Source organism: Paraburkholderia sp. Tr-20389, assembly GCF_017104565.1.
GTDB lineage: Bacteria > Pseudomonadota > Gammaproteobacteria > Burkholderiales > Burkholderiaceae > Paraburkholderia.
Genome location: NZ_JAAGPD010000035.1, coordinates 1 through 18904, shown reverse-complemented (window position 1 = coordinate 18904; position 18904 = coordinate 1). Strand labels below are relative to the sequence as shown.

Annotated in this window: 15 protein-coding genes; 8 read left to right on the top strand and 7 right to left on the bottom strand. The window is 63.4% G+C overall.

The window, feature by feature from the left end; translation table 11 throughout:
• Window positions 1-825 carry an IclR family transcriptional regulator gene (locus G3N95_RS27645; protein ID WP_205973270.1) on the bottom strand — a complete coding sequence of 275 codons (825 nt, stop codon included), beginning with the start codon at window positions 823-825 and terminating at the stop codon, window positions 1-3.
• A 386-nt stretch (window positions 826-1211) separates the two neighbouring features.
• On the opposite strand from G3N95_RS27645, the gene pcaF reads away from it, so the two are divergent.
• On the top strand, window positions 1212-2414 hold the full coding sequence (pcaF, locus tag G3N95_RS27640; protein WP_205973269.1) for a 3-oxoadipyl-CoA thiolase: 1203 nt from the start codon (window positions 1212-1214) through the stop codon (window positions 2412-2414).
• Between the two features lie 149 nt (window positions 2415-2563).
• Here pcaF and G3N95_RS27635 read toward each other — a convergent pair whose 3' ends face one another.
• The 3 genes from G3N95_RS27635 to G3N95_RS27625 all read right to left on the bottom strand — a co-directional run bounded on the left by G3N95_RS27635 (window position 2564) and on the right by G3N95_RS27625 (window position 4885).
• Window positions 2564-2953: a DUF2917 domain-containing protein gene (locus tag G3N95_RS27635; protein WP_241018987.1), complete on the bottom strand. Its 390-nt coding sequence runs from the start codon at window positions 2951-2953 to the stop codon at window positions 2564-2566.
• 253 nt (window positions 2954-3206) lie between these two features.
• A complete protein-coding gene (locus tag G3N95_RS27630) occupies window positions 3207-4496 on the bottom strand; it encodes an amino acid permease (protein ID WP_205973268.1) in 1290 nt (429 codons plus the stop codon).
• Window positions 4493-4885 (bottom strand): putative quinol monooxygenase, encoded by a 393-nt coding sequence (locus G3N95_RS27625; RefSeq protein WP_205973267.1) that lies wholly within the window; start codon window positions 4883-4885, stop codon window positions 4493-4495. Before G3N95_RS27625 ends, G3N95_RS27630 begins: the two co-directional genes overlap by 4 nt.
• Before the next feature lie 91 nt (window positions 4886-4976).
• Between G3N95_RS27625 and G3N95_RS27620 the strand changes: the two genes are divergently transcribed.
• Window positions 4977-5948: a YafY family protein gene (locus tag G3N95_RS27620; protein WP_205973266.1), complete on the top strand. Its 972-nt coding sequence runs from the start codon at window positions 4977-4979 to the stop codon at window positions 5946-5948.
• A gap of 11 nt (window positions 5949-5959) precedes the next feature.
• Here G3N95_RS27620 and G3N95_RS27615 read toward each other — a convergent pair whose 3' ends face one another.
• Window positions 5960-7909: a sigma-54-dependent Fis family transcriptional regulator gene (locus G3N95_RS27615; RefSeq protein ID WP_205973265.1), complete on the bottom strand. Its 1950-nt coding sequence runs from the start codon at window positions 7907-7909 to the stop codon at window positions 5960-5962.
• Between the two features lie 432 nt (window positions 7910-8341).
• Here G3N95_RS27615 and G3N95_RS27610 point away from each other — a divergent pair, with 432 nt between their 5' ends.
• The 5 genes from G3N95_RS27610 (at window position 8342) to lipA (ending at window position 13673) form a co-directional block, all read left to right on the top strand.
• Window positions 8342-9433 carry an NAD(+)/NADH kinase gene (locus tag G3N95_RS27610; protein ID WP_205973264.1) on the top strand — a complete coding sequence of 364 codons (1092 nt, stop codon included), beginning with the start codon at window positions 8342-8344 and terminating at the stop codon, window positions 9431-9433.
• Between the two features lie 77 nt (window positions 9434-9510).
• Window positions 9511-10494 carry a thiamine pyrophosphate-dependent dehydrogenase E1 component subunit alpha gene (locus tag G3N95_RS27605; protein WP_205973263.1) on the top strand — a complete coding sequence of 328 codons (984 nt, stop codon included), beginning with the start codon at window positions 9511-9513 and terminating at the stop codon, window positions 10492-10494.
• Window positions 10495-10532: 38 nt separating this feature from the next.
• Complete coding sequence (locus tag G3N95_RS27600; RefSeq protein ID WP_205973262.1) at window positions 10533-11537, top strand: alpha-ketoacid dehydrogenase subunit beta; 1005 nt, start codon at window positions 10533-10535, stop codon at window positions 11535-11537.
• A gap of 37 nt (window positions 11538-11574) precedes the next feature.
• Window positions 11575-12687 carry an acetoin dehydrogenase dihydrolipoyllysine-residue acetyltransferase subunit gene (locus G3N95_RS27595; RefSeq protein WP_205973261.1) on the top strand — a complete coding sequence of 371 codons (1113 nt, stop codon included), beginning with the start codon at window positions 11575-11577 and terminating at the stop codon, window positions 12685-12687.
• A 2-nt stretch (window positions 12688-12689) separates the two neighbouring features.
• The gene (gene lipA, locus G3N95_RS27590; protein WP_205973260.1) at window positions 12690-13673 is read left to right on the top strand and encodes a lipoyl synthase; all 984 of its coding nucleotides are present in this window, start codon (window positions 12690-12692) and stop codon (window positions 13671-13673) included.
• Between the two features lie 107 nt (window positions 13674-13780).
• Here the strand turns inward: lipA and G3N95_RS27585 are convergent, their stop codons facing one another.
• Window positions 13781-15223, bottom strand: a complete 1443-nt coding sequence (locus G3N95_RS27585; RefSeq protein ID WP_205973259.1) for a cytochrome c peroxidase — start codon at window positions 15221-15223, stop codon at window positions 13781-13783.
• Between the two features lie 137 nt (window positions 15224-15360).
• Window positions 15361-17190, bottom strand: coding sequence for an alkaline phosphatase family protein (locus tag G3N95_RS27580; protein ID WP_205973258.1), 1830 nt, complete (start codon window positions 17188-17190; stop codon window positions 15361-15363).
• A gap of 741 nt (window positions 17191-17931) precedes the next feature.
• Between G3N95_RS27580 and G3N95_RS27575 the strand changes: the two genes are divergently transcribed.
• Window positions 17932-18315: a hypothetical protein gene (locus tag G3N95_RS27575; protein ID WP_205973355.1), complete on the top strand. Its 384-nt coding sequence runs from the start codon at window positions 17932-17934 to the stop codon at window positions 18313-18315.
• Window positions 18316-18904: the final 589 nt, after the last annotated feature.

The window sequence follows — 18904 nt, the reverse complement described above, 5'->3', positions numbered from 1 at the left end:
CTAGCCGCGCAGCGCGACCATGTTGGACACCGACTGCGCGGCTTTTTGCAACGGTTCGAGAAACGCCTTCACCATTTGCTTCGCGGAGTTGCGCTGCGCGTTGCCGCTGATGTTCATCGCGGCGATGATCTGGCCGCGCCGGTTGCGTATTGGCGCCGACAGCGAAATCAGCCCGCCTTCCAGTTCCTGATCGACGACGGCCCAGCCCTGGCTGCGCACCTGCGCGATCACTTTCTTCAATTCGTCCTTGTCGGTGATCGTGCGCGGCGTGTGCGCGGCGATGCGCGATGCGTCGAGCGTCGCGTCGAGCGTCGCTTCGTCCAGCGCCGACAGCAGTACGCGGCCCATCGATGTGCAATACGCAGGCAAACGGCTGCCGATCGACAGGTTGATCGTCATGATCTTGTGCGTCGGCACGCGCAGCACATAGACGATCTCCGTACGGTCGAGCACGGCCGCCGAGCAGCTTTCGTGGACTTCCGCCGACAGTTCTTCCATGAACGGCTCGGCGAGGTTCCAGAACGGCATCGAAGTCAGATAGGCGAAACCGAGGTCGAGAATTTTCGGCGTCAGGCGGAACAGGCGGCCTTCGGCTTCGACATAACCGAGCGTCTGCAGCGTCAGCAGGATGCGGCGCGCGCCCGCGCGCGTCAGGCCCGTGGCTGACGCGACGTCCGTCAGCGTCTGTTCGGGACGCTCGGCGTTGAACGCGCGAATCACCGCGAGGCCGCGCGCGAACGACTGCACGTACGAGTCGCCCGGTTTGTCGGGAGCGTCCGTTTCGCTGGTGGGAACGGCTTGTGACTCGGATGGGACTTTGCTCATGGCCTGTGTGAACTCGATGCGAAACGTTCGAAACTGAAGTGGGCGGCTGTCAGCCTGCGGAAAGCCGTGACGATAGCGCAAGCGCCGGGATTCGCCAAATTCGGCTTTCCGATGGGGAAATGGGCTGCCGGGCTGCGATGCGGCACCGATTCCTGCCGCCTTTGCCGCACGTTATTGCTGAATTTGACGGCCTGCTAACCCGCGAGCAAGCTTGACAGTCTTTCCGCCCCCCGCCTATTATCGAACCTGAAATGTTCGATAGATGATCGTTTGTTCGAGTATAGAACAAATCTGATTCGCTCGGCACGTTTTTCTGGCGCTGCCCAATGCGCCGACGCCGGCGCCTTCCACGATACGCCGGCCCTCGCCATTACTGGAGACATCTCATGACGGAAGCATTCCTGTGCGACGCGATTCGCACGCCGATTGGCCGCTATGCGGGTTCGCTGTCGTCGGTGCGTGCCGACGATCTCGGCGCCGTGCCGCTCAAGGCGCTGATGGAGCGCAACAAGGAAGTCGACTGGAGCACGATCGACGACGTGATCTACGGTTGCGCGAACCAGGCCGGCGAAGATAACCGCAACGTCGCGCGCATGTCGCTGCTGCTCGCGGGTCTGCCGAAGGACGTGCCGGGCTCGACCGTGAACCGCCTGTGCGGCTCGGGCATGGACGCCGTCGGGATCGCGGCGCGCGCGATCAAGTCGGGCGAAGCCGGGCTGATGATCGCGGGCGGCGTGGAAAGCATGAGCCGCGCGCCGTTCGTGATGGGCAAGGCGACCAGCGCGTTCTCGCGTCAGGCCGAGATCCACGACACGACCATCGGCTGGCGTTTCGTCAATCCGCTGATGAAGCAGTTGTACGGCGTCGACTCGATGCCCGAAACGGGCGAGAACGTCGCGACCGACTACAACATCAGCCGCGCCGATCAGGACGCGTTCGCGCTGCGCAGCCAGCAAAAGGCGGCGCGCGCGCAGCAGGACGGCACGCTCGCGCAGGAAATCGTCTCCGTGACGATTCCGCAAAAGAAGGGCGATGCGATCGTCGTGTCGAAGGACGAGCATCCGCGCGAGACGAGCCTCGAAACGCTCGCGAAGTTGAAGGGCGTCGTGCGTCCGGACGGCACGGTGACGGCGGGCAACGCATCGGGCGTCAACGACGGCGCAGCGGCGCTGCTGCTCGCCAACGCCGAAACGGCGAAGCGCTTCGGCCTGACGCCGCGTGCACGTGTGCTCGGCATCGCGACCGCCGGTGTCGATCCGCGTGTGATGGGCATCGGCCCGGCGCCCGCGACGCAAAAGCTGCTCGCGCGCCTGAACATGAACATCAACCAGTTCGACGTGATCGAACTGAACGAGGCGTTCGCATCGCAAGGTATTGCCGTGCTGCGCGCACTCGGTGTCGCCGATGACGACGCCCGCGTGAATCCGAACGGCGGCGCGATTGCGCTGGGCCATCCGCTCGGCATGAGCGGCGCGCGTCTCGTGACGACCGCGATGTATCAGCTGCAACGCACGCAAGGCCGCTTCGCGCTGTGCACGATGTGCATCGGCGTCGGTCAGGGCATTGCGATCGCGATCGAACGCGTTTGATCCGAGTTTGACAGACGTGCAGATGCATCGTGTGACGCACCGCCGTTGAGCGGTGCATCACACGACATAGCGACATAGAAAGGCTCGTACGGTGTACGAGCCTTTTTTATTGCGCGCACATCGAGCGAAAGCGCGGCCACACTGAGCATTCAACGCGAGCGCGGCGCAAAAATATCCGCACCCAGCGAAGAACAACGTTCGAGCAGACGCACCAGCATGCCGCTCGATTTCACGGGATGGGTCGTCAGCGAAAGACGCGCCGGCACATCGCCGTCCGCGCTGACCCAGACGCGCTCGCCGCGATGCAGACGGAACGTTTCGCCGATCTGCAGCCAGTGGTCGTACGGCGACGCCGCGCGCGTCAACCACACGCGCGCGCCCTGCACGAGAAGCTCGGTGTTCGCCTCGACGCGCCACGACATCGTCGCGCCGGGTTGCACTGCGAAGTGAATGACGACTCTGGGTAACCGTTCCTCTTGCGGACGGGAAAAGCAGAGTGATTCGTCATCGGTGAACTGCTGGCAAGCCTTGTCCATCATGCACTCCGTCAATTGAGCCGGAGGACGGAAGGCACACCCAAAACAAAAGGCCCCTTCCGTTTCCGGCGGGGCCTTGGGATCGTTTTGCCGACTGCTGCAAATTTCTAACGCACACACGCTCCCATAGGCCCGCCGCGATGGCGTGCAATACGGTTTTTAATGACGTAGGCGTTTGTGATGAGCGTCAGCATGCATTCGAGTTTGTCTTGACGTCGATGTGTTGTCAATCGATTTTCCTGCGTGTGTTGCATCTTCATGGGATTGCCCTCGTACTCGAAACAGATGCACGTCGCACGCGCAGATAAAGCAGCGCGCAGCCGGTAATGACGAGCGGCCACAGCAAATACCAGCCGGTGGCGCAACACAATCCGGCGACCGCCACGAGCGCGATGCGTGCGCATCGGTGAGGCCAGCTGCCGCGTGGCAGCAGACGCAGCGCAGCCGCTGTGCCGAGCGCATACACGGTGACGAACGAGCCCGTGGTCAGCAACACGAGCGGCTTCGGACCGACGCCCGCGATAACCACGACGATTAGCGCGAACGTCGCGAGCCCTGCGATCGTGAACAGGCTGCGGCGCGGTACATCGCCCGCACGGCTGCCTTGCGCGAGCCACTGTGGCAGCGCGCCGTCACGGCCCAGCGCCGCACCGAGTTTCGCCGCGCCCGCGAAGTACGCGTTCATCGTGCCGAGCGTGAGCAGCAGCGCGGCGACGGCAGCGAGCATATGCACCTTGCCGCCGAGGCCGCGTGCGAGCAGTTCGGCAAGCGGCGCGCTCGACGTCCCTGCCAGCGGCCCGAGCACCATGACGCTCATCGTCGCGACGCCCATGTACAGCACGCCGACCACGACGACGGCAATGCCCGCGGCCAACGGAAGATCATGCGCAGGGCGTCGGAACTCAGCGGCCAGATGCGTGATGGCTTCCCAACCCGCGAAGCTCCACACGAGCAACGCGGCGGCTGGAAATACCGCGAGCCAGCCATGCGGCGCGAACGGCTGCAGATTCGCGATCTGCGCATGCGGCGCGGACGCGATGACAGCCGCTAGCAGCAGCGCGACGAGCAATGCGGCGAGCACGAGTTGCAAGCGCCCCGATACCGTCAGCCCGAGCGCATTGGCGAGCGTCACGGTGAGCATCAGCACGGCAGCTGTGCCGATCACCGTCCACTCGCCGCCGCCGAACGCTTCGGCAACGTAGGCACCGCCGAACATCGCGGCAGCAGGCGCGCCGGCCGGCACGGCAAAGTAAAAGCACCATCCGACGATGGCAGCGGCCCGCGCGCCGAACGCATTGCGAACGTAGGTGGAGACGCCGCCCGCATCCGGGTAGCGTGCACCGAGCGCGGCGAACGTCGCCGCGAGCGGCGCCGACAACAGCACGAGCGCCAGCCACGCGACGAGCGACGCGGGCCCGGCCGCTTCCGCCGCGAGCGCGGGCAGTGCGATCACGCCCGTGCCGAGCACGGCGCCCACATAGAGCGCCGCGCCTTGCATCACGCTCAGGCTGCCCCTGTGATGCGACACGGCCGCCGACGTGCTCATGCTCGTGCCTCGACCGGCTCGCCGGCGCGGCGCGATGCGAACGGCGATTCGATCTGCGATTGGTGCTGCGATTCTTGCTGCATGTCGCGCCGGTCGACACGCAACGTGCGCCATTCGGTGACTTCACGCGGACGCACGAGCAGGTCGGCGAGTGCCTCGTGATACGCACGCCGGTACGGCCGATGAATCTGCTCGTCATCTGCGTCTTCACGGCTTTCCCAGGTTTCGACCAGCAGCAGACGGCAGGCCGAGTCGGGATCGCGATGCAGCACCGCTTCACGGAAATCGGGTTCTTCGCGCATGGCATCGAGCACGCCGTTCAGCAGCGACATAAAGCGTTCGAGCCTGTCAGGCAAGACCTGAAAACGGACCACGTACGTAACGTGCATATCACACACCTCAATGAATCTTCGTCTATAACTCACTTTATACTCGTCAATAACTGACAACCTATGTCATGAATTCGGAAGGGCGCAAAAAATGGCGACAAGCCGACTCGTTTCGATGCTGTTGATGCTGCAGGTCAAAGGCCGCGTGACCGCGCAGGCGCTTGCCGACGAGTTCAACGTATCGATCCGCACCGTCTATCGCGACATTGACCAGTTGAGCGCGGCGGGCGTGCCCGTATATGCGGATCGCGGGCCGGGCGGTGGCTTTGCGCTGCTCGACGGATATCGCGCGAAGCTGACGGGCATCACGAGGGCGGAAGCCGAAACGCTGTCGATTGCCGGGCTGACGGGCGCGGCGTCCGATCTCGGGCTATCGGAACAACTGCGGGCCGCGCAACTGAAGCTCGTCACCGCGTTGCCCGATGCCGCGCCCGATACGTCGCGCATCGGATCGCGCGTGCATATCGATCCCGTCGGCTGGTATCAGCGGCCGACGCCCACGCCCTGGCTGACGATGCTCGCGGGCGCGGTGTGGGAACAGAAGCGCGTATCGATGCAGTACCGCACATGGAATCGCGCCGACGACAACGAAGGCGTGCGCGTGCGCGATCCGCTCGGCCTCGTGCTGAAGGGCGGCGAGTGGTATCTGGTCACGCGCGTGCGGACGCAGTTGCGCACCTATCGCGTGTCGAGCATCGCGCAATTGACCGTGCACGACGAAACGTTCGAACGTCCAGACGGTTTCGATCTGCGTGAAGAGTGGACGGCGGCCGTCGCGTCGTTCGAGAAGAGTTTGCTCAGGCATACGGCGCGGCTGCGGCTGTCGCCGGAAGGCATGACGCGCCTGCATCGGCTCGGTGCGGCGGCCGTCGAGCAGGCGCAGATCACGCCGCCTTCCGAGCAGGACGGTTGGCAGGAGGTGACCGTGCCTGTCGAACAGTTCGGCTATGCAGCCGAGCAATTACTCGGCTTTGCGGGGCATGTCGAAGTGCTCGATCCGCCGGAATTGCGCGAGCGTTTGTGCGAGCTGGGCAAGCGTATCGCGGCGCTCAACGCGGGTTAGAAGAATTCACGTCAACCGCGATGCGGCCCGACGATTCCCAGCTTCGCAATTCGCCGATACAACGTCGCGCGCGACATGCCGAGTGCTTCGGCTGCCGCGTTCGGCCGCCAGTGATGGCGCGTGAGCGCATCGACGATGCGCGCGCGTTCGTCGTTTTCAAGCGCAGGCGCAGGACGTGAGGCCGCTTCATCGGGCGCGAGCAGCGCGGCCACATCGGGCGAAACGTGCCGCAATTCCACGCGCGTCGAATCGCACACGGCACACGCATAGCGCAGCACGTTGCGCAGTTGCCGGATATTTCCCGGCCATGAGAAACGCGCGAGACGCTCGGCAAGCCGCGCATCCAGCGTGAGCACATGTCCCGCGCTTTGCGCTTCCTCGTCGAACACGGCATGGACGACGTCGAGAATATCGGCGCGTTCGCGCAGCGGCGGCATGTGCAGCGTTGCGCCGCTCAGGCGGTAATACAGGTCTTCGCGGAACGAGCCTTCTTCGACCATGCGCGCGAGATCGCGGTGCGTCGCGCAGATCACGTCGATATCCACACGCACGGGCGCATCGCCGCCGAGCGGCAACACTTCGCCTTCGGCCAGCACGCGCAACAGACGTGTCTGCAGATTGAGCGGCATGTCGCCGATCTCGTCGAGGAACAGCGTGCCGCCGTGCGCCTGTGCGATCTTGCCGCGCGCGCCGCGGCTGCGTGCACCTGTGAACGCACCAGGCGCATAGCCGAACAGTTCGCTTTCGATCAGCGAATCGGGAATCGCGCCGCAATTCACCGCGACGAACGGTTTTGCTCGACGCGCTCCCGACGCGTGCAATGCCTGCGCGAACACTTCCTTGCCGACACCCGTCTCGCCGAGAATCAGAATGGGCAGATGCTTGCCCGCGATGCGCAACGCGACTTCCGCATTGCGCGCGATACGCGAGTCGCGGCTATGCAGAAAGCGGCTGATGGCATCGAGATTCGTATCGGCGTGCGCATCGTGCGCAGTGTGGAATGCATTGGAAGAAGACACGACCGATGCAGCGCGTGCAGGACGCTTCAACGGCGCGCGAATGCGCGCATACAGCACGGCGCCCGTCGCGCGCAGACGCAGCGGCATGATCGTATCGGTACGCGCGACGTCATGCAGATGCACGGCGGACGTATCGAAGATTTCATCGACGTGACGCGGCCCGTTCAGGCCCGCGATGCATTCCTGCGCCTTGCGGTTCGACGCGGCGATGTTGCCGCATTCGTCGAACGCGATCAGCACTTCCGGTTGCGCTTCGACGAAATTGCGGCTCGCGTGGCCGAAGATCATCCAGTGCTGCGCGGTCTGATTGAGAAAGTAGCCGTCCTCGATCAGCGCCGCGCTCTGACGCACGAGCTGAAACACGAGCCGCTGGCTGTCGCGGTTGTCGGGCGACTGCACGGCGGACGCGTCGAGCACGCCGATCAGTTCGCCCGTCGGTGCGAAGATCGGCGATGCGCTGCACGTGAGCGTCGTGAATGCAGCGCGAAAGTGGTCGGTCTTGTGCACGGTGATGGGCGCGAGATCCGTGAGCACGCTCGCGATGCCGCAGGTGCCTTCTTCGCGCTCCGACCAGCACGAGCCGATGTAGAGGCCCGCATGCTTGAAATCGCCGCGCCGCTCGCGGTCGATGCGGTAATCGATCGTGACGCCGTGTGCGTCGGTGAGCATCACGCAGTAGTCGGCCATGCGGATCATGTCGTGCAGCCGCGCGAGGCATTGGCCCGATGCGCGCAAGAACGCCTCTTCCTTGCCCTGCACGTCGCGCAACTCGGCCGACGTCAATACACGCGGCCCGATCACCGAGCCGGGATCGAGCCGGTATTGCTCATACGAACGCTGCCACGACGACACGAGGCGCGACGAATTGGCGGGCGCTGGCAGGCGTCCTTCGATGGCGCCGCGCACGCGGTCGATGTGCTGCGTCTGAGACACGTAAGGCATGGCCGGCTCCGTCGATAACGGTCGATTGAACGCACGGGTCTCTGCGGTCGGACCTTCTTGTAGCACATCCCGCTCGCGCGATCACACTGCATTGCAGCACGCGAGACGCCTGAGACGATCGTCTCACCTCTGCGTGAGACAGCGACGAGACGCTCATCGTTCGATGGCGCCGGGCATGCGTCGGATGGAGTCGCGCTACGTACGCGGCGCGTGACGCGGAGTGCGCCATGTGCACTGCGTCATGCGACGGCGAGCGAGTTGGCGGCGACACCTCGCATGGCGTACGAGAGCCTTTGCACATAAGGCATTGCGCGTTCTGCGCGAGGACATCGACAGATTGGCATAGCTGTTGCAGTAACGCTTGCCACACGAAGCAGCGTTGCAGACGACACGCAACCGGCTATCGACATACCCACAATGGAGACAACCTCAGTGCCATCGCCCATCACCGTCGGCGTGATCGCGAACCCTGCGTCGGGACGCGACATTCGCCGTCTCACGACGCACGCATCCGTGTTCCCGACGGCCGAAAAGGCCAACATGGTCGTGCGTCTGCTCGCGGGACTCGGCGCGCTGGGCGTCGATCGCGTGCTGACGTTGCGCGACCGCACGGGCGTCGCTGCGCTGCTGCTGCGCGCGCTCGACACGCATGCCGCGACGGGCAAGGCGGAGCGTTGGCCCGAAGTCGAATTCGTCGACCTGCCCATCACCGATTCCGTCGCGGACACCCATGAAGGCACGGCGCACATGGTGCGCGAAGGCGTCGAACTGATCGCCGTGCTGGGTGGCGACGGCACGCATCGCGCGGTGGCCGCGCATTGCGGCGGCGTGCCGTTGCTTACGCTGTCCACGGGCACCAACAACGCGTTTCCGGATATGCGCGAAGCCACCGTGGCAGGCATGGCGGGGGCGCTGGTGGCATCGGGCGTCGTGCCGCCCGATGTCGCGTTGACACGCAACAAGCGGCTCGTCGTGCGCTGTGTCGCGGGACCGAATCGCGGACGCGAAGAGATCGCGCTGGTCGATGTGTGCGCGAGCCGTCAGCGTTTCATCGGCGCGCGCGCCGTGTCGGAGCCTTCGGATATCGAGTCGCTCTTTCTCACGTTTGCTGCGCCGGACGGCATCGGCCTGTCGTCGATAGGCGGCGCGTGGGCGCCTGTCGAGCGCACGGCGCCGCATGGTTTGCATCTGACGTTCGCGCAACCCGACGAACACGGCCTCGCGACTGACGAAGGCGTGCCGATTTTCGCGCCCATCGCACCCGGCCGCATCGATCGCGTGACGATGCGCACCTGCGAGCGCTTCGAGGTCGGCGACTGGCTGCCCATCGACGCGCGGCGCGGCACGCTTGCGTTCGACGGCGAGCGCGAAATTGAAATCGAGCGCGACGACCGTTACGAAATCGCGCTCGACTGGAGCGGCCCGTTGACGGTCGACGTGAGCCGTACGCTGCGTTTTTCCGCATCGCGACAGTTGATGCGCGAGATGGCAGGCATATCCCGAAAGCAAATGCACGAGAAATAGAGGGAGCTTCATTCAATCAAGCGGAGCCCACTCCGCAACCGTTGCAGTCACGATCGACTTCATCAAGGAGACACACCATGTCTGTTTCGAGTCAGTTGAGCAGGGAGAAACTGCTGGACGCGTACCGGCTGATGCGCACCATTCGCGAGTTCGAAGAGCGCCTGCACGTCGAGTTCGCGACGGGCGAAATACCGGGCTTCGTGCATCTGTACGCAGGCGAGGAAGCGTCGGCCGTCGGCACGATGCTGCATCTGAACGACAGGGACTATGTGGCGACCACGCACCGCGGCCACGGCCATTGCATCGCGAAGGGCGTCGACGTGCACGGCATGATGGCCGAGATCTATGGCCGGCAGACGGGCGTGTGCAAAGGCAAGGGCGGCTCGATGCATATCGCCGATCTGTCGAAGGGCATGCTGGGTGCGAACGGCATCGTCGGCGCGGGCGGCCCGCTCGTGTGCGGCGCGGCGCTCGCGGCGAAGCTCAAGAAGACGGGCGGCGTGGGCGTGTGCTTCTTCGGCGACGGCGCGTCGAATCAGGGTGTGATTTTCGAATCGATGAATCTCGCCAGCGTGTGGCGGCTGCCGGCGATCTTCGTCGCGGAGAACAACGGCTATGCGGAAGCGACTTCGTCGACGTGGTCGGTTTCCTCCGACAACATCGCGGACCGCGCGAGCGGCTTCGGCATGCCGGGCGTGATCGTGGACGGCTTCGATTTCTTCGCAGTGCACGAAGCACTGGGCGAAGCGATCGAGCGCGCGCGTGGCGGCGGCGGGCCGACGCTGATCGAAGTAAAGCTGTCGCGCTACTTCGGCCATTTCGAAGGCGATGCGCAGACGTATCGCGCGCCGGGCGAAGTGCAGAAACTGCGCGACGAGAAGGACTGCCTGAAGCGTTTCGAGGAGCGCGTGGTGCGTGCGGAGATGTTGAATACCGACGATCTGCGCAAGATCGATTCGGACGTGAAAGCGCTGATCGACGATACCGTGCTGAAAGCGAAGGCCGCACCGCTGCCGACGGAAGCCGATCTGCTGACCGACGTGTACGTGTCGTATCCGTAATTGAACGCAATCATTTTCAGGCAATCAAGGAGACAGACATGGCACGCAAGATCACATATTCTCAGGCGATCAACGAAGCACTGAGTCAGGAAATGGCGCGCGACGAAAGCGTCATCGTGATGGGCGAGGACAACGCGGGCGGCGCGGGCGCGCCGGGCGAGCAGGACGCATGGGGCGGCGTGCTCGGCGTCACGAAAGGGCTTTATCACAAGTATCCGGGCCGCGTGCTCGATACGCCGATTTCGGAAGGCGGCTTCATCGGCGCTGCGGTAGGCGCGGCGGCAGCGGGCATGCGTCCCGTCGCGGAACTGATGTTCATCGACTTCATGGGCGTGTGCTTCGATCAGATCTTCAATCAGGCTGCCAAATTCCGCTATATGTTCGGCGGCAATGCGGTGACGCCCGTTGTGATCCGCACGATGCAGGGCGCCGGTCTGCGCGCGGCTGCCCAGCACTCGCAGATGCTGACCTCGCTGTTCACGCATGTGCCCGGCCTCAAGGTGGTATGCCCGTCGACGCCTTATGACGCGAAGGGCCTGATGATTCAGGCGATCCGCGAAAACGATCCTGTCATCTTCTGCGAGCACAAGCTGCTCTACACACGAGAAGGCGACGTGCCCGAAGAGCTGTACGCGATTCCGTTCGGCGAAGCGAACGTGGTGCGCGAAGGCGACGACGCGACCATCGTCACGTATGGACGCATGGTGCATCACGCGACGGATGCCGCCGACAGGCTCGCGAAAGAAGGCATCAAGGCCGAAGTGATCGATCTGCGCACCACCTCGCCGCTCGACGAAGAGACGATCCTGGAAAGCGTGGAGCGCACGGGACGCGTCGTCGTCGTGGACGAAGCGAACCCGCGCTGCTCGATCGCGACGGATATCGCGGCGCTGGTTGCGTCGAAGGCATTCCATTCGCTGAAAGCGCCCGTCGAGATCGTCACGGCACCACATACGCCCACGCCTTTCGCGGGCGTGCTCGAGGATCTCTACATCCCTTCGGCGGACAAGATCGCCGCGGCCGTCAAGCAGACGCGACACTGACACAGCATCATCACTGCATCAAGCGAGGAACCGAGCAATGTCGATTCACATGATCACAATGCCCAAATGGGGCCTGTCGATGGAGCAGGGGCAGGTCAATGGCTGGTTGAAGTCCATCGGCGACAAGGTGGCGAAGGGCGACGAACTGCTCGACGTCGAAAGCGACAAGATCGCGTCGGGTGTCGAGTGCGCGTTCAACGGCACGCTGCGCCGGCAGGTTGCGCAGGAGGGCGACACGCTGCCCGTCGGCGCGTTGCTGGGCGTCGTGGCGGATACGGAGGAAGCGGATGCCGAGATCGACGCCGCCGTCGAAGCGTTTCAGCGCGACTTCGTGCCGCTCGCCGCGGATTCGGCGGACGCGGGGCCGCAGCCCGAGAAAGCGCAGATCGGCGGTCGCACGATTCGTTTCCTGAAGATCGGCGAAGGCGGCACGCCCGCTGTGCTGATTCACGGTTTCGGCGGCGATCTGAACAACTGGCTGTTCAATCATGCGGACCTCGCCGCGCATCGCACGGTGTATGCGCTGGATTTGCCGGGGCATGGGGAATCGACGAAAGCGGTCGAGTCGGGTAGCGCCGACGAACTCGCCGATAGCGTGATCGCGTTTCTCGACGCTCGCGGTATCGAGCACGCGCATCTCGTCGGTCATTCGATGGGCAGTCTCGTCGCGATGACGGTGGCAGCGAAGGCGCCGCAGCGTGTAGCGTCGCTTTCGCTGATCGCGGGCGCGGGCCTGGGTGACGAGATCAATCGCGAGTACATCGACGGATTCGTGACGGGCAACAGCCGCAATACGCTGAAGCCCCATCTGACGAAACTGTTCGCCGATGGCTCGCTCGTCACGCGGCAACTGGTGGAGGATATCGTCAAGTACAAGCGGCTCGAAGGCGTGAGCGAGACGTTGCAGAAGATCGCTGCGTCGGCGTTCAAGGAAGGCGCACAGCAGCGCAGTTATCGCGACCGCGTCGACAAGCTGGCGCCGCGTACGCTGGTGATCTGGGGCGAGCTGGACCAGATCATTCCGTCGAGCCATGCGCAGGGACTGCCCGGCGATATCCGCGTGCATGTGCTGCCGGGCAAGGGGCATATGGTGCAGATGGAGTCGGCCTCCGAGGTGAACCGCCTGCTCAACGACTTCTTCGGAGCCTGACGATGGATGCCGCGCCGCTCGCTTCATCACACGACAGCGTTACCGCGCTCGGACAACACGGCGTGCGTTCGCGCGAAAAGCTCGCGCGCATTCCCGTGAAGATCGTACCGCTCGAGCGCGGCGATGCGCTGCCGAAGCCGCCGTGGCTGCGCGCGCGTCCGATGATGAGCGAGACGGTGGCGGGCATGGCGTCGATACTGCGCGAGCATAAGCTGCATTCGGTGTGCGAGGAGGCGATGTGCCCGAATATCGGCGAATGCTTTGCGCAGCGCACGGCGACCTTCATGGTCATGGGCGGCATCTGCACGCGGCGCTGTGCGTTTTGCGACGTCGCGCATGGCAGGCCGCTGCCGCTCGATGTCGATGAACCTGCACGGCTCGCCGACGCCGTCGCTGCATTGGGGTTGCGGTACGTGGTGATCACGTCGGTGGATCGCGACGATCTGCGCGACGGCGGCGCGTCGCATTTTGCGCGCTGTGTCGCGTTGTTGCGCGAGCGCGTGCCGGGAATACGCGTCGAGGTATTGACGCCTGACTTTCGCGGACGCATCGATCGTGCGCTCGATGCGTTATCGGCAGCGTGGCCGGATGTGTTCAATCACAATGTCGAAACAGTGCCCGCGCTGTATCGGGCTGCGCGCGCGGGGGCGGATTATGGCGGGTCGCTGGCGTTGCTGCGACGGGTGAAACAGGCGAACGATGCCGTCGTCACGAAGTCGGGGCTGATGGTCGGGCTTGGCGAAAGCGATGAAGCGCTGCTGCAGACGATGCGGGACATTCGCGAGCATGAGGTCGACGTGCTGACTGTCGGGCAGTATCTCTCGCCCTCGACGTTTCATATGCCCGTCGCGCGGTATGTGTCGCCTGAGACCTTTGCTGCTTTCAGAAAGGAGGGGCTGGAGATGGGGTTTCGGGAAGTGGTAGCGGGGCCGCTTGTGCGGTCTTCCTATCATGCGGATGAAACGTTGACGTCGGCGACGCTTTGAGTCTGTGTTCACGCGTTGCCAACCTGCGGGACGGCCGGCGGACTTCAATGCATTCATGAAGCCCGCCGGCACGCGCGATCCGCAAACTGAACGAATCGCGCTTGCGCTTAAGGCTTGTATCCGTCGGTCAGCGTATTCATGAACGCGATGATGTCCTTGACTTCATCGTCGTTCATTGCCGGCTTGTCGCCCAGCTTGCGATCGAAGGGCGCATCGGCGACGTCGATATTCGCGTGATACTTCTCCGGAAGATCGTCGTACTTCTGCGGCTTGCCTGCGGCGTCGAGCGGATAGATCTTCTCGGGACTCGTATTGCGCAAGTTGTAGAAGTCCATCACCTGCTTCAGGTCGTGATACACGCCGTTGTGAAAGAACGCATGGCGTGTCGCGACGTTGCGCAGCGTCGGCGTCAGGAACATGCCGCAGTATTGCGTCAACGAAGCCGCGTCCGTACGGAAGGGGCCGCATACGCCCATGTCGTAGAACTTCGGATCCTTGTTGACGGGCAGATCGCGGTTGCGCGGCACGCCGAGCGCCTCGTACTGCGTGTCGGTGAAGAGCGGCGGCAGATGATCGGCCGTCGGCTTGCTCAGGTGGCAGCCTGCACAATTCGCCTTGTCCGGATCGTTGAACAGGCGCAAGCCGTGCAGTTCCGCTTGCGTGAGACGCGCCTTGCCCTGCAGCCAGTAGTCGTACTTGCTCGTGAAGCGATGGAACGACGGATCTTCGAACTCGTAGCGTCCGACAGCGAACATCGCCTCATCGACGAGCAGATCGGGCTGCTGCATGATCCGGTCGCCGAACAGCTGCTTGAACTGGTCGAGGTACTTCGCGTTCAACAGCTTGTGCACGACTTCATCCGTGCTCTTGTTGGCCATCTCGACGGGGTTCAGCATCGGACCGATTGCCTGATCCTGCAGCGTGCTGGCGCGGCCGTCCCAGAAGAGACCGCCTTGCGGAACGAGCGCGGGCGCGGCAGGCGCGACGCCCGCCGTCTTCGCCGCGCGTTGTGTGCCGCTTGCCGCGGTCGCCAGCTGGTCGAGCGTGACGGGCGCCGCGTCCATGTCGTTCTGATCGGGGCCGATCGAGAACGGCGCCTGGCGATACAGGTACGCAAGCGACGGCGGCGGACGGTAGCCGGCGTCCGTCATATGCGGACCGCCGAGCTGCACGGACAGATCGTTCGGCGGTCCATATGCGTGGTCGGGGCTGTGGCACGACGCACACGACTGCTTGCCCGACGCCGACAGCGACGGATCGTTGAAGATCTGCTTGCCGAGCAGGGCCACGGCACTCAGCGGCTGGCTCGGCGGCACATGCAGAACGATCGGCTGCGGATTCGCGCCGGTGAAATCTTCGACGATGGCGCCGATCGCGAGAGGCATCCGCTCCGGATAGATGGCCGCATAGGCGACGAATGCGACGCAGCCGGCCGCAATGACGGCAACCGTCCAGCCGAGCACGCGCAGCAGGTGGCGTTTGGCGCCGCCGGGGCGCGGGGCGTCGCCGGCAGGCAGTGAGGGCGGCAATGCGGACTTTGGAGAACTCATGGCGATGATGGCAAAAAATAGTGCTGAAAAGACGCCGAGCCAGCACGTTGCCGTGCTGGCTCGACCCACTACGAATTGTCTGGCGCCCCGCGCGTCATGCCGTGCGATGCGAGGTATAGCACGGGGCGCCTGTCACGTCAGTTCGTCGCCGGTGCGGCGGCGAGCTTCGTGCCGAGACCCGGATCGAGGAACAGCGTCGGGGTATTGCCCGTGCCGCTCAGATTCAGCATGTTGCGGATATCGCCGGCCGTTTCGTCGAACGAACCGCCGCCGATACGCTTGCCGCTGAGCCAGTTGTCTTCGATGAACTTGACGACGGACGCCTGCGTGATCTGCGTGTGATCGACGTAGTTCGCCTTCGCCCACGGCGAGATCACCAGGAAAGGCGTACGCGTACCCGGACCGCAGCGGCCGTTGACCGCGCCGCCGTTGATGCCGATCGGCTGCGTCGCGCCCGTGCCCGTGCACTGGCCCTGGCCCGACAGCTGGTCGGCGCCCGTGAAGGTCGCGGTGCCGACCTTCGTGACGAGCGATGTGTCGAACGACGAGCTCTTGATCGTCGGCACGACGTGGTCGTACCAGCCGTCCGAGTCGTCGTAGGCGATCACGACCAGCGTGTTCTTCCAGTCAGGCTGTTGCTGCAGGAAGTTCGTGACCTTCACGACGAAAGCCTGCTCGTCGAGCGGGTCCGAATTGCCCGGGTGGCCGTCGCCGATGGCGGGTGCCTTCAGGAAGCTGACCGACGGGAAATTGCCTGCCTGCACGGCCGCGAAGAAGTCGTCGGAGTCGTACTGGTGGTGAACCGGCGTGGCCGTGTTGTCGAGCGTCGGCTCGGTGAAGCCTATCATCGCGGTCGAGGTCGGACGCTGGTGCGTCGGGTTCGCCGTCGACGTGTAGTACTGGAACCACGCATGGTGCTGGACGTAGTCGGTCGGCGCGCTGCCGAGCACGTCCGACCAGGTCGAGCGCGTGCAGCCCGTCGTGCCGTTCGAGTTGACCGTCTGCAGGTTGAAGCCGCCCATGAAGCCGCCCCACGTGATGTTCGCGGCATTCAGCAGGTCGCCGATGTTCTTGCCGTTCATCATGCCCGTCGGGCCGCTCGTGGTGGTTTGCGCGGCGGCCGTGCAGACGTCGGTGGTCGGGTCGAGGTCGCCGATCATCGTGAAGCTGCCCTGGCCGTCAGGAATCGCGTTGTTGCTGGTCGTCACGGACGCGTTCTTCGGATTCGGCGTCACCGTCACGCCCTGGTTCTGGCCCGAGATCACTTCGATGGCGCCCGGCGTCGACGGACCGAACGTGTCGGTCCATGAGTTGTCATTCATCGCGAAGCTCTGCGCGAGGTTCCAGTACGCGGTCACCGTGTTGCCGTCGAAGTAGCCGAGCACTTGCGCCGACGAACCGAACTGTCCCGTGCTGCCGGCAATGATCGAGCTGGCCGACGTGAAGAGCGGGAACGCGTCCATTTTCAGGTTGTCGTCGGCGAGCTGTTCCGGCGCATACGCGTGGTTCTGGCTCTTCGTATTCGCTTGCGAACGGTCGAGACGGAACGGTTGCGCGGTGGTCGTCGTCAGCGCGGAGCCGAGCGTCGGCGGCGTGGTCGTCTGACCGTTGACCGTGGCTGCGACGATGTTGGGCGAAGTCGCCTGCGCGTTGGGATTGGCGGAGCCCGTCAGCCCGGCTGCGGCGAGCGTGGCGATGTCCGTTTGCGTGCCCGTTGCTGCGCTGAACGACGGCTCGCCTGCTACGTTCTTCGCGCTCGGGTACGTGGCGAAGTAGTGATCGAATGACACGTTTTCACCGAAGATCACGACGAGGTGCTTGATCGGCGTTGCCGTCGTCAGCGCGTCCTGCGCGGATACGGTGGGCGTGGTCGACGTCGAACCATTATGCGAGTTGCTGCCGCATGCGGCGATCGTCAACAGCGCAGCAACGGATATCGCGGTGGGTAGTATTGTTTTGTAAAACATTATTCAGAGGGCTCCAGAATGCCGCTCAGCGCTCCAAGACCGTTACGTGTGGAGTTGCTGGGTTTTTGTAGATGGAATTGCAAGCTCGCTTACAGATGGGTGTAACGCAACGGGATTGAATCATTCTCATATTGCGTAACGGAGAAACATTCCTTACCGACTTATTACATACGCGCTCATTACACTTGCTTTCGTTTTTATTTTTCGTGTGGCGGCGTGCATGGCCAGCGGTAAAGAATCGTCAGGGCAGCAGTAATGGGGCGGGGCGCCTGGATTCATGGTCCAGCGGACTTGCGAGGGCATGCGCGCGCCACCCGGCGCGGGGTATTCATCGGATATTCGATGCATCTGCTTTTCGGTGCAGTGCTGCTTTTGAATGCGAATCGGATGAGATGCATTCGGCTCGGCTGTGAGGTGGCATTCGTTCGTCATGCCGCCACCGATTACTACCCAGCCATGCGCATCACGTGATCGCTGCAAGCCACGAGATGGACCACCGTTCGTTCCGTCGCCATTCCGGATGGCATGAGACCAAGGTCCAATATCCGGCGACGTACGCGAGAGATATTCTTGGTTTGATGTGTTGCTATTCGGGAGTCATGCAACGACTGGTCTCGCGGCTTGTGATGCGCGTGATGAAGACGCTCATGAATGAAGCGCACAAAGATTGATGTGGCACGAGAGCAGCACGCTCTCGCGCCGGACAAGCTTCATAAGCAGTTCACGAAATGGAGGAACGTGATGCGTGCGCACCTCGCTCTCATCGTCTTGCCTTTTTTGGCCGCAGGCTGCAATACACCGCCCATTCCTCCGGGCAAACCCATCGATATCCCCACCGCGTTGGAGCAGGTCATGGTGGGCCTGTGCAATTTCAAAAAGGAACAGGCCGCGCGACATCATGACTGGGGCGCCACGATTGATACGGTTACCGTCGAACTCGATTTGACTGTGGACGGCGCGAGAAATCCCCCTGTTGCGGTGGCGCCCGATATTCAGTTCATCCCGACGGTCAGTTACGGACAAATCATCACGGCCAACAGAGGCAGCAGACTCGCACTCACGATCAAGAATGCGGGTGGTAGCGGCGCGCCGGGCGAATGCGATATGTCTGCGACCGCCAAATAATTCTTCGCGCTTGCTTTGGTGCGTTCGCGCGATGCGATCGGCGGCGCAATGCGCCACGTCGGGACACAGCGTGCGAACGCTACTAGCGCCTTTGCTTCCCTTTGGTTCTTTGCCTGTCCACGACGATTGCCCTCGCCGCGGGAAACGGCTTCCTGCTCGTGCCGCAATCTGAGCTTTGTGTCGACACGGACGGATTCGATCGAGTTGCTTTTCATCAGCGACTCGGTGAGATAGCGCATCAGTTCTTTCGCGCGACACTGCGATGAGCGCAACAGTCGATCGCATGCGCAAACGGCCCCAAAAAATATTTTCAATTTTCGCTTGACGGCCCCCTTGGGGTTCCGCATAATTCGGCCTCTCCAAACGACGGAGACGCAAGAAAGCAGCAGCAAACAGCAGCTTTTTAGCGAATGTTCTTTAAAAACTAACAGCCGATAAGTGTGGGTGCTCGATGGCGGCGCGCGGTGATCTTCGGGTCGCCGGAATAGCGAAAGTAATCGAGTCTCACACGGAAGTAATTGAGGAAGGTTCGAGAGATCGAATCATTCGTCAGTGATTTTGAGTGAGCGACCGGTTTCTAACGAAACCG

Excerpts from the sequence above, each read along its gene's own strand:
- G3N95_RS27580 (WP_205973258.1), bottom strand. The coding sequence starts at position 17,190 with ATGTTTTACAAAACAATACTACCCACCGCGATATCCGTTGCTGCGCTG.
- G3N95_RS27645 (WP_205973270.1), bottom strand. The coding sequence starts at position 825 with ATGAGCAAAGTCCCATCCGAGTCACAAGCCGTTCCCACCAGCGAAACG.
- G3N95_RS27600 (WP_205973262.1), top strand. The coding sequence starts at position 10,533 with ATGGCACGCAAGATCACATATTCTCAGGCGATCAACGAAGCACTGAGT.
- G3N95_RS27630 (WP_205973268.1), bottom strand. The coding sequence starts at position 4,496 with ATGAGCACGTCGGCGGCCGTGTCGCATCACAGGGGCAGCCTGAGCGTG.
- G3N95_RS27575 (WP_205973355.1), top strand. The coding sequence starts at position 17,932 with ATGCGTGCGCACCTCGCTCTCATCGTCTTGCCTTTTTTGGCCGCAGGC.
- G3N95_RS27605 (WP_205973263.1), top strand. The coding sequence starts at position 9,511 with ATGTCTGTTTCGAGTCAGTTGAGCAGGGAGAAACTGCTGGACGCGTAC.
- G3N95_RS27585 (WP_205973259.1), bottom strand. The coding sequence starts at position 15,223 with ATGAGTTCTCCAAAGTCCGCATTGCCGCCCTCACTGCCTGCCGGCGAC.
- G3N95_RS27615 (WP_205973265.1), bottom strand. The coding sequence starts at position 7,909 with ATGCCTTACGTGTCTCAGACGCAGCACATCGACCGCGTGCGCGGCGCC.
- G3N95_RS27595 (WP_205973261.1), top strand. The coding sequence starts at position 11,575 with ATGTCGATTCACATGATCACAATGCCCAAATGGGGCCTGTCGATGGAG.
- G3N95_RS27635 (WP_241018987.1), bottom strand. The coding sequence starts at position 2,953 with ATGATGGACAAGGCTTGCCAGCAGTTCACCGATGACGAATCACTCTGC.
- lipA (WP_205973260.1), top strand. The coding sequence starts at position 12,690 with ATGGATGCCGCGCCGCTCGCTTCATCACACGACAGCGTTACCGCGCTC.
- pcaF (WP_205973269.1), top strand. The coding sequence starts at position 1,212 with ATGACGGAAGCATTCCTGTGCGACGCGATTCGCACGCCGATTGGCCGC.
- G3N95_RS27625 (WP_205973267.1), bottom strand. The coding sequence starts at position 4,885 with ATGCACGTTACGTACGTGGTCCGTTTTCAGGTCTTGCCTGACAGGCTC.
- G3N95_RS27620 (WP_205973266.1), top strand. The coding sequence starts at position 4,977 with ATGGCGACAAGCCGACTCGTTTCGATGCTGTTGATGCTGCAGGTCAAA.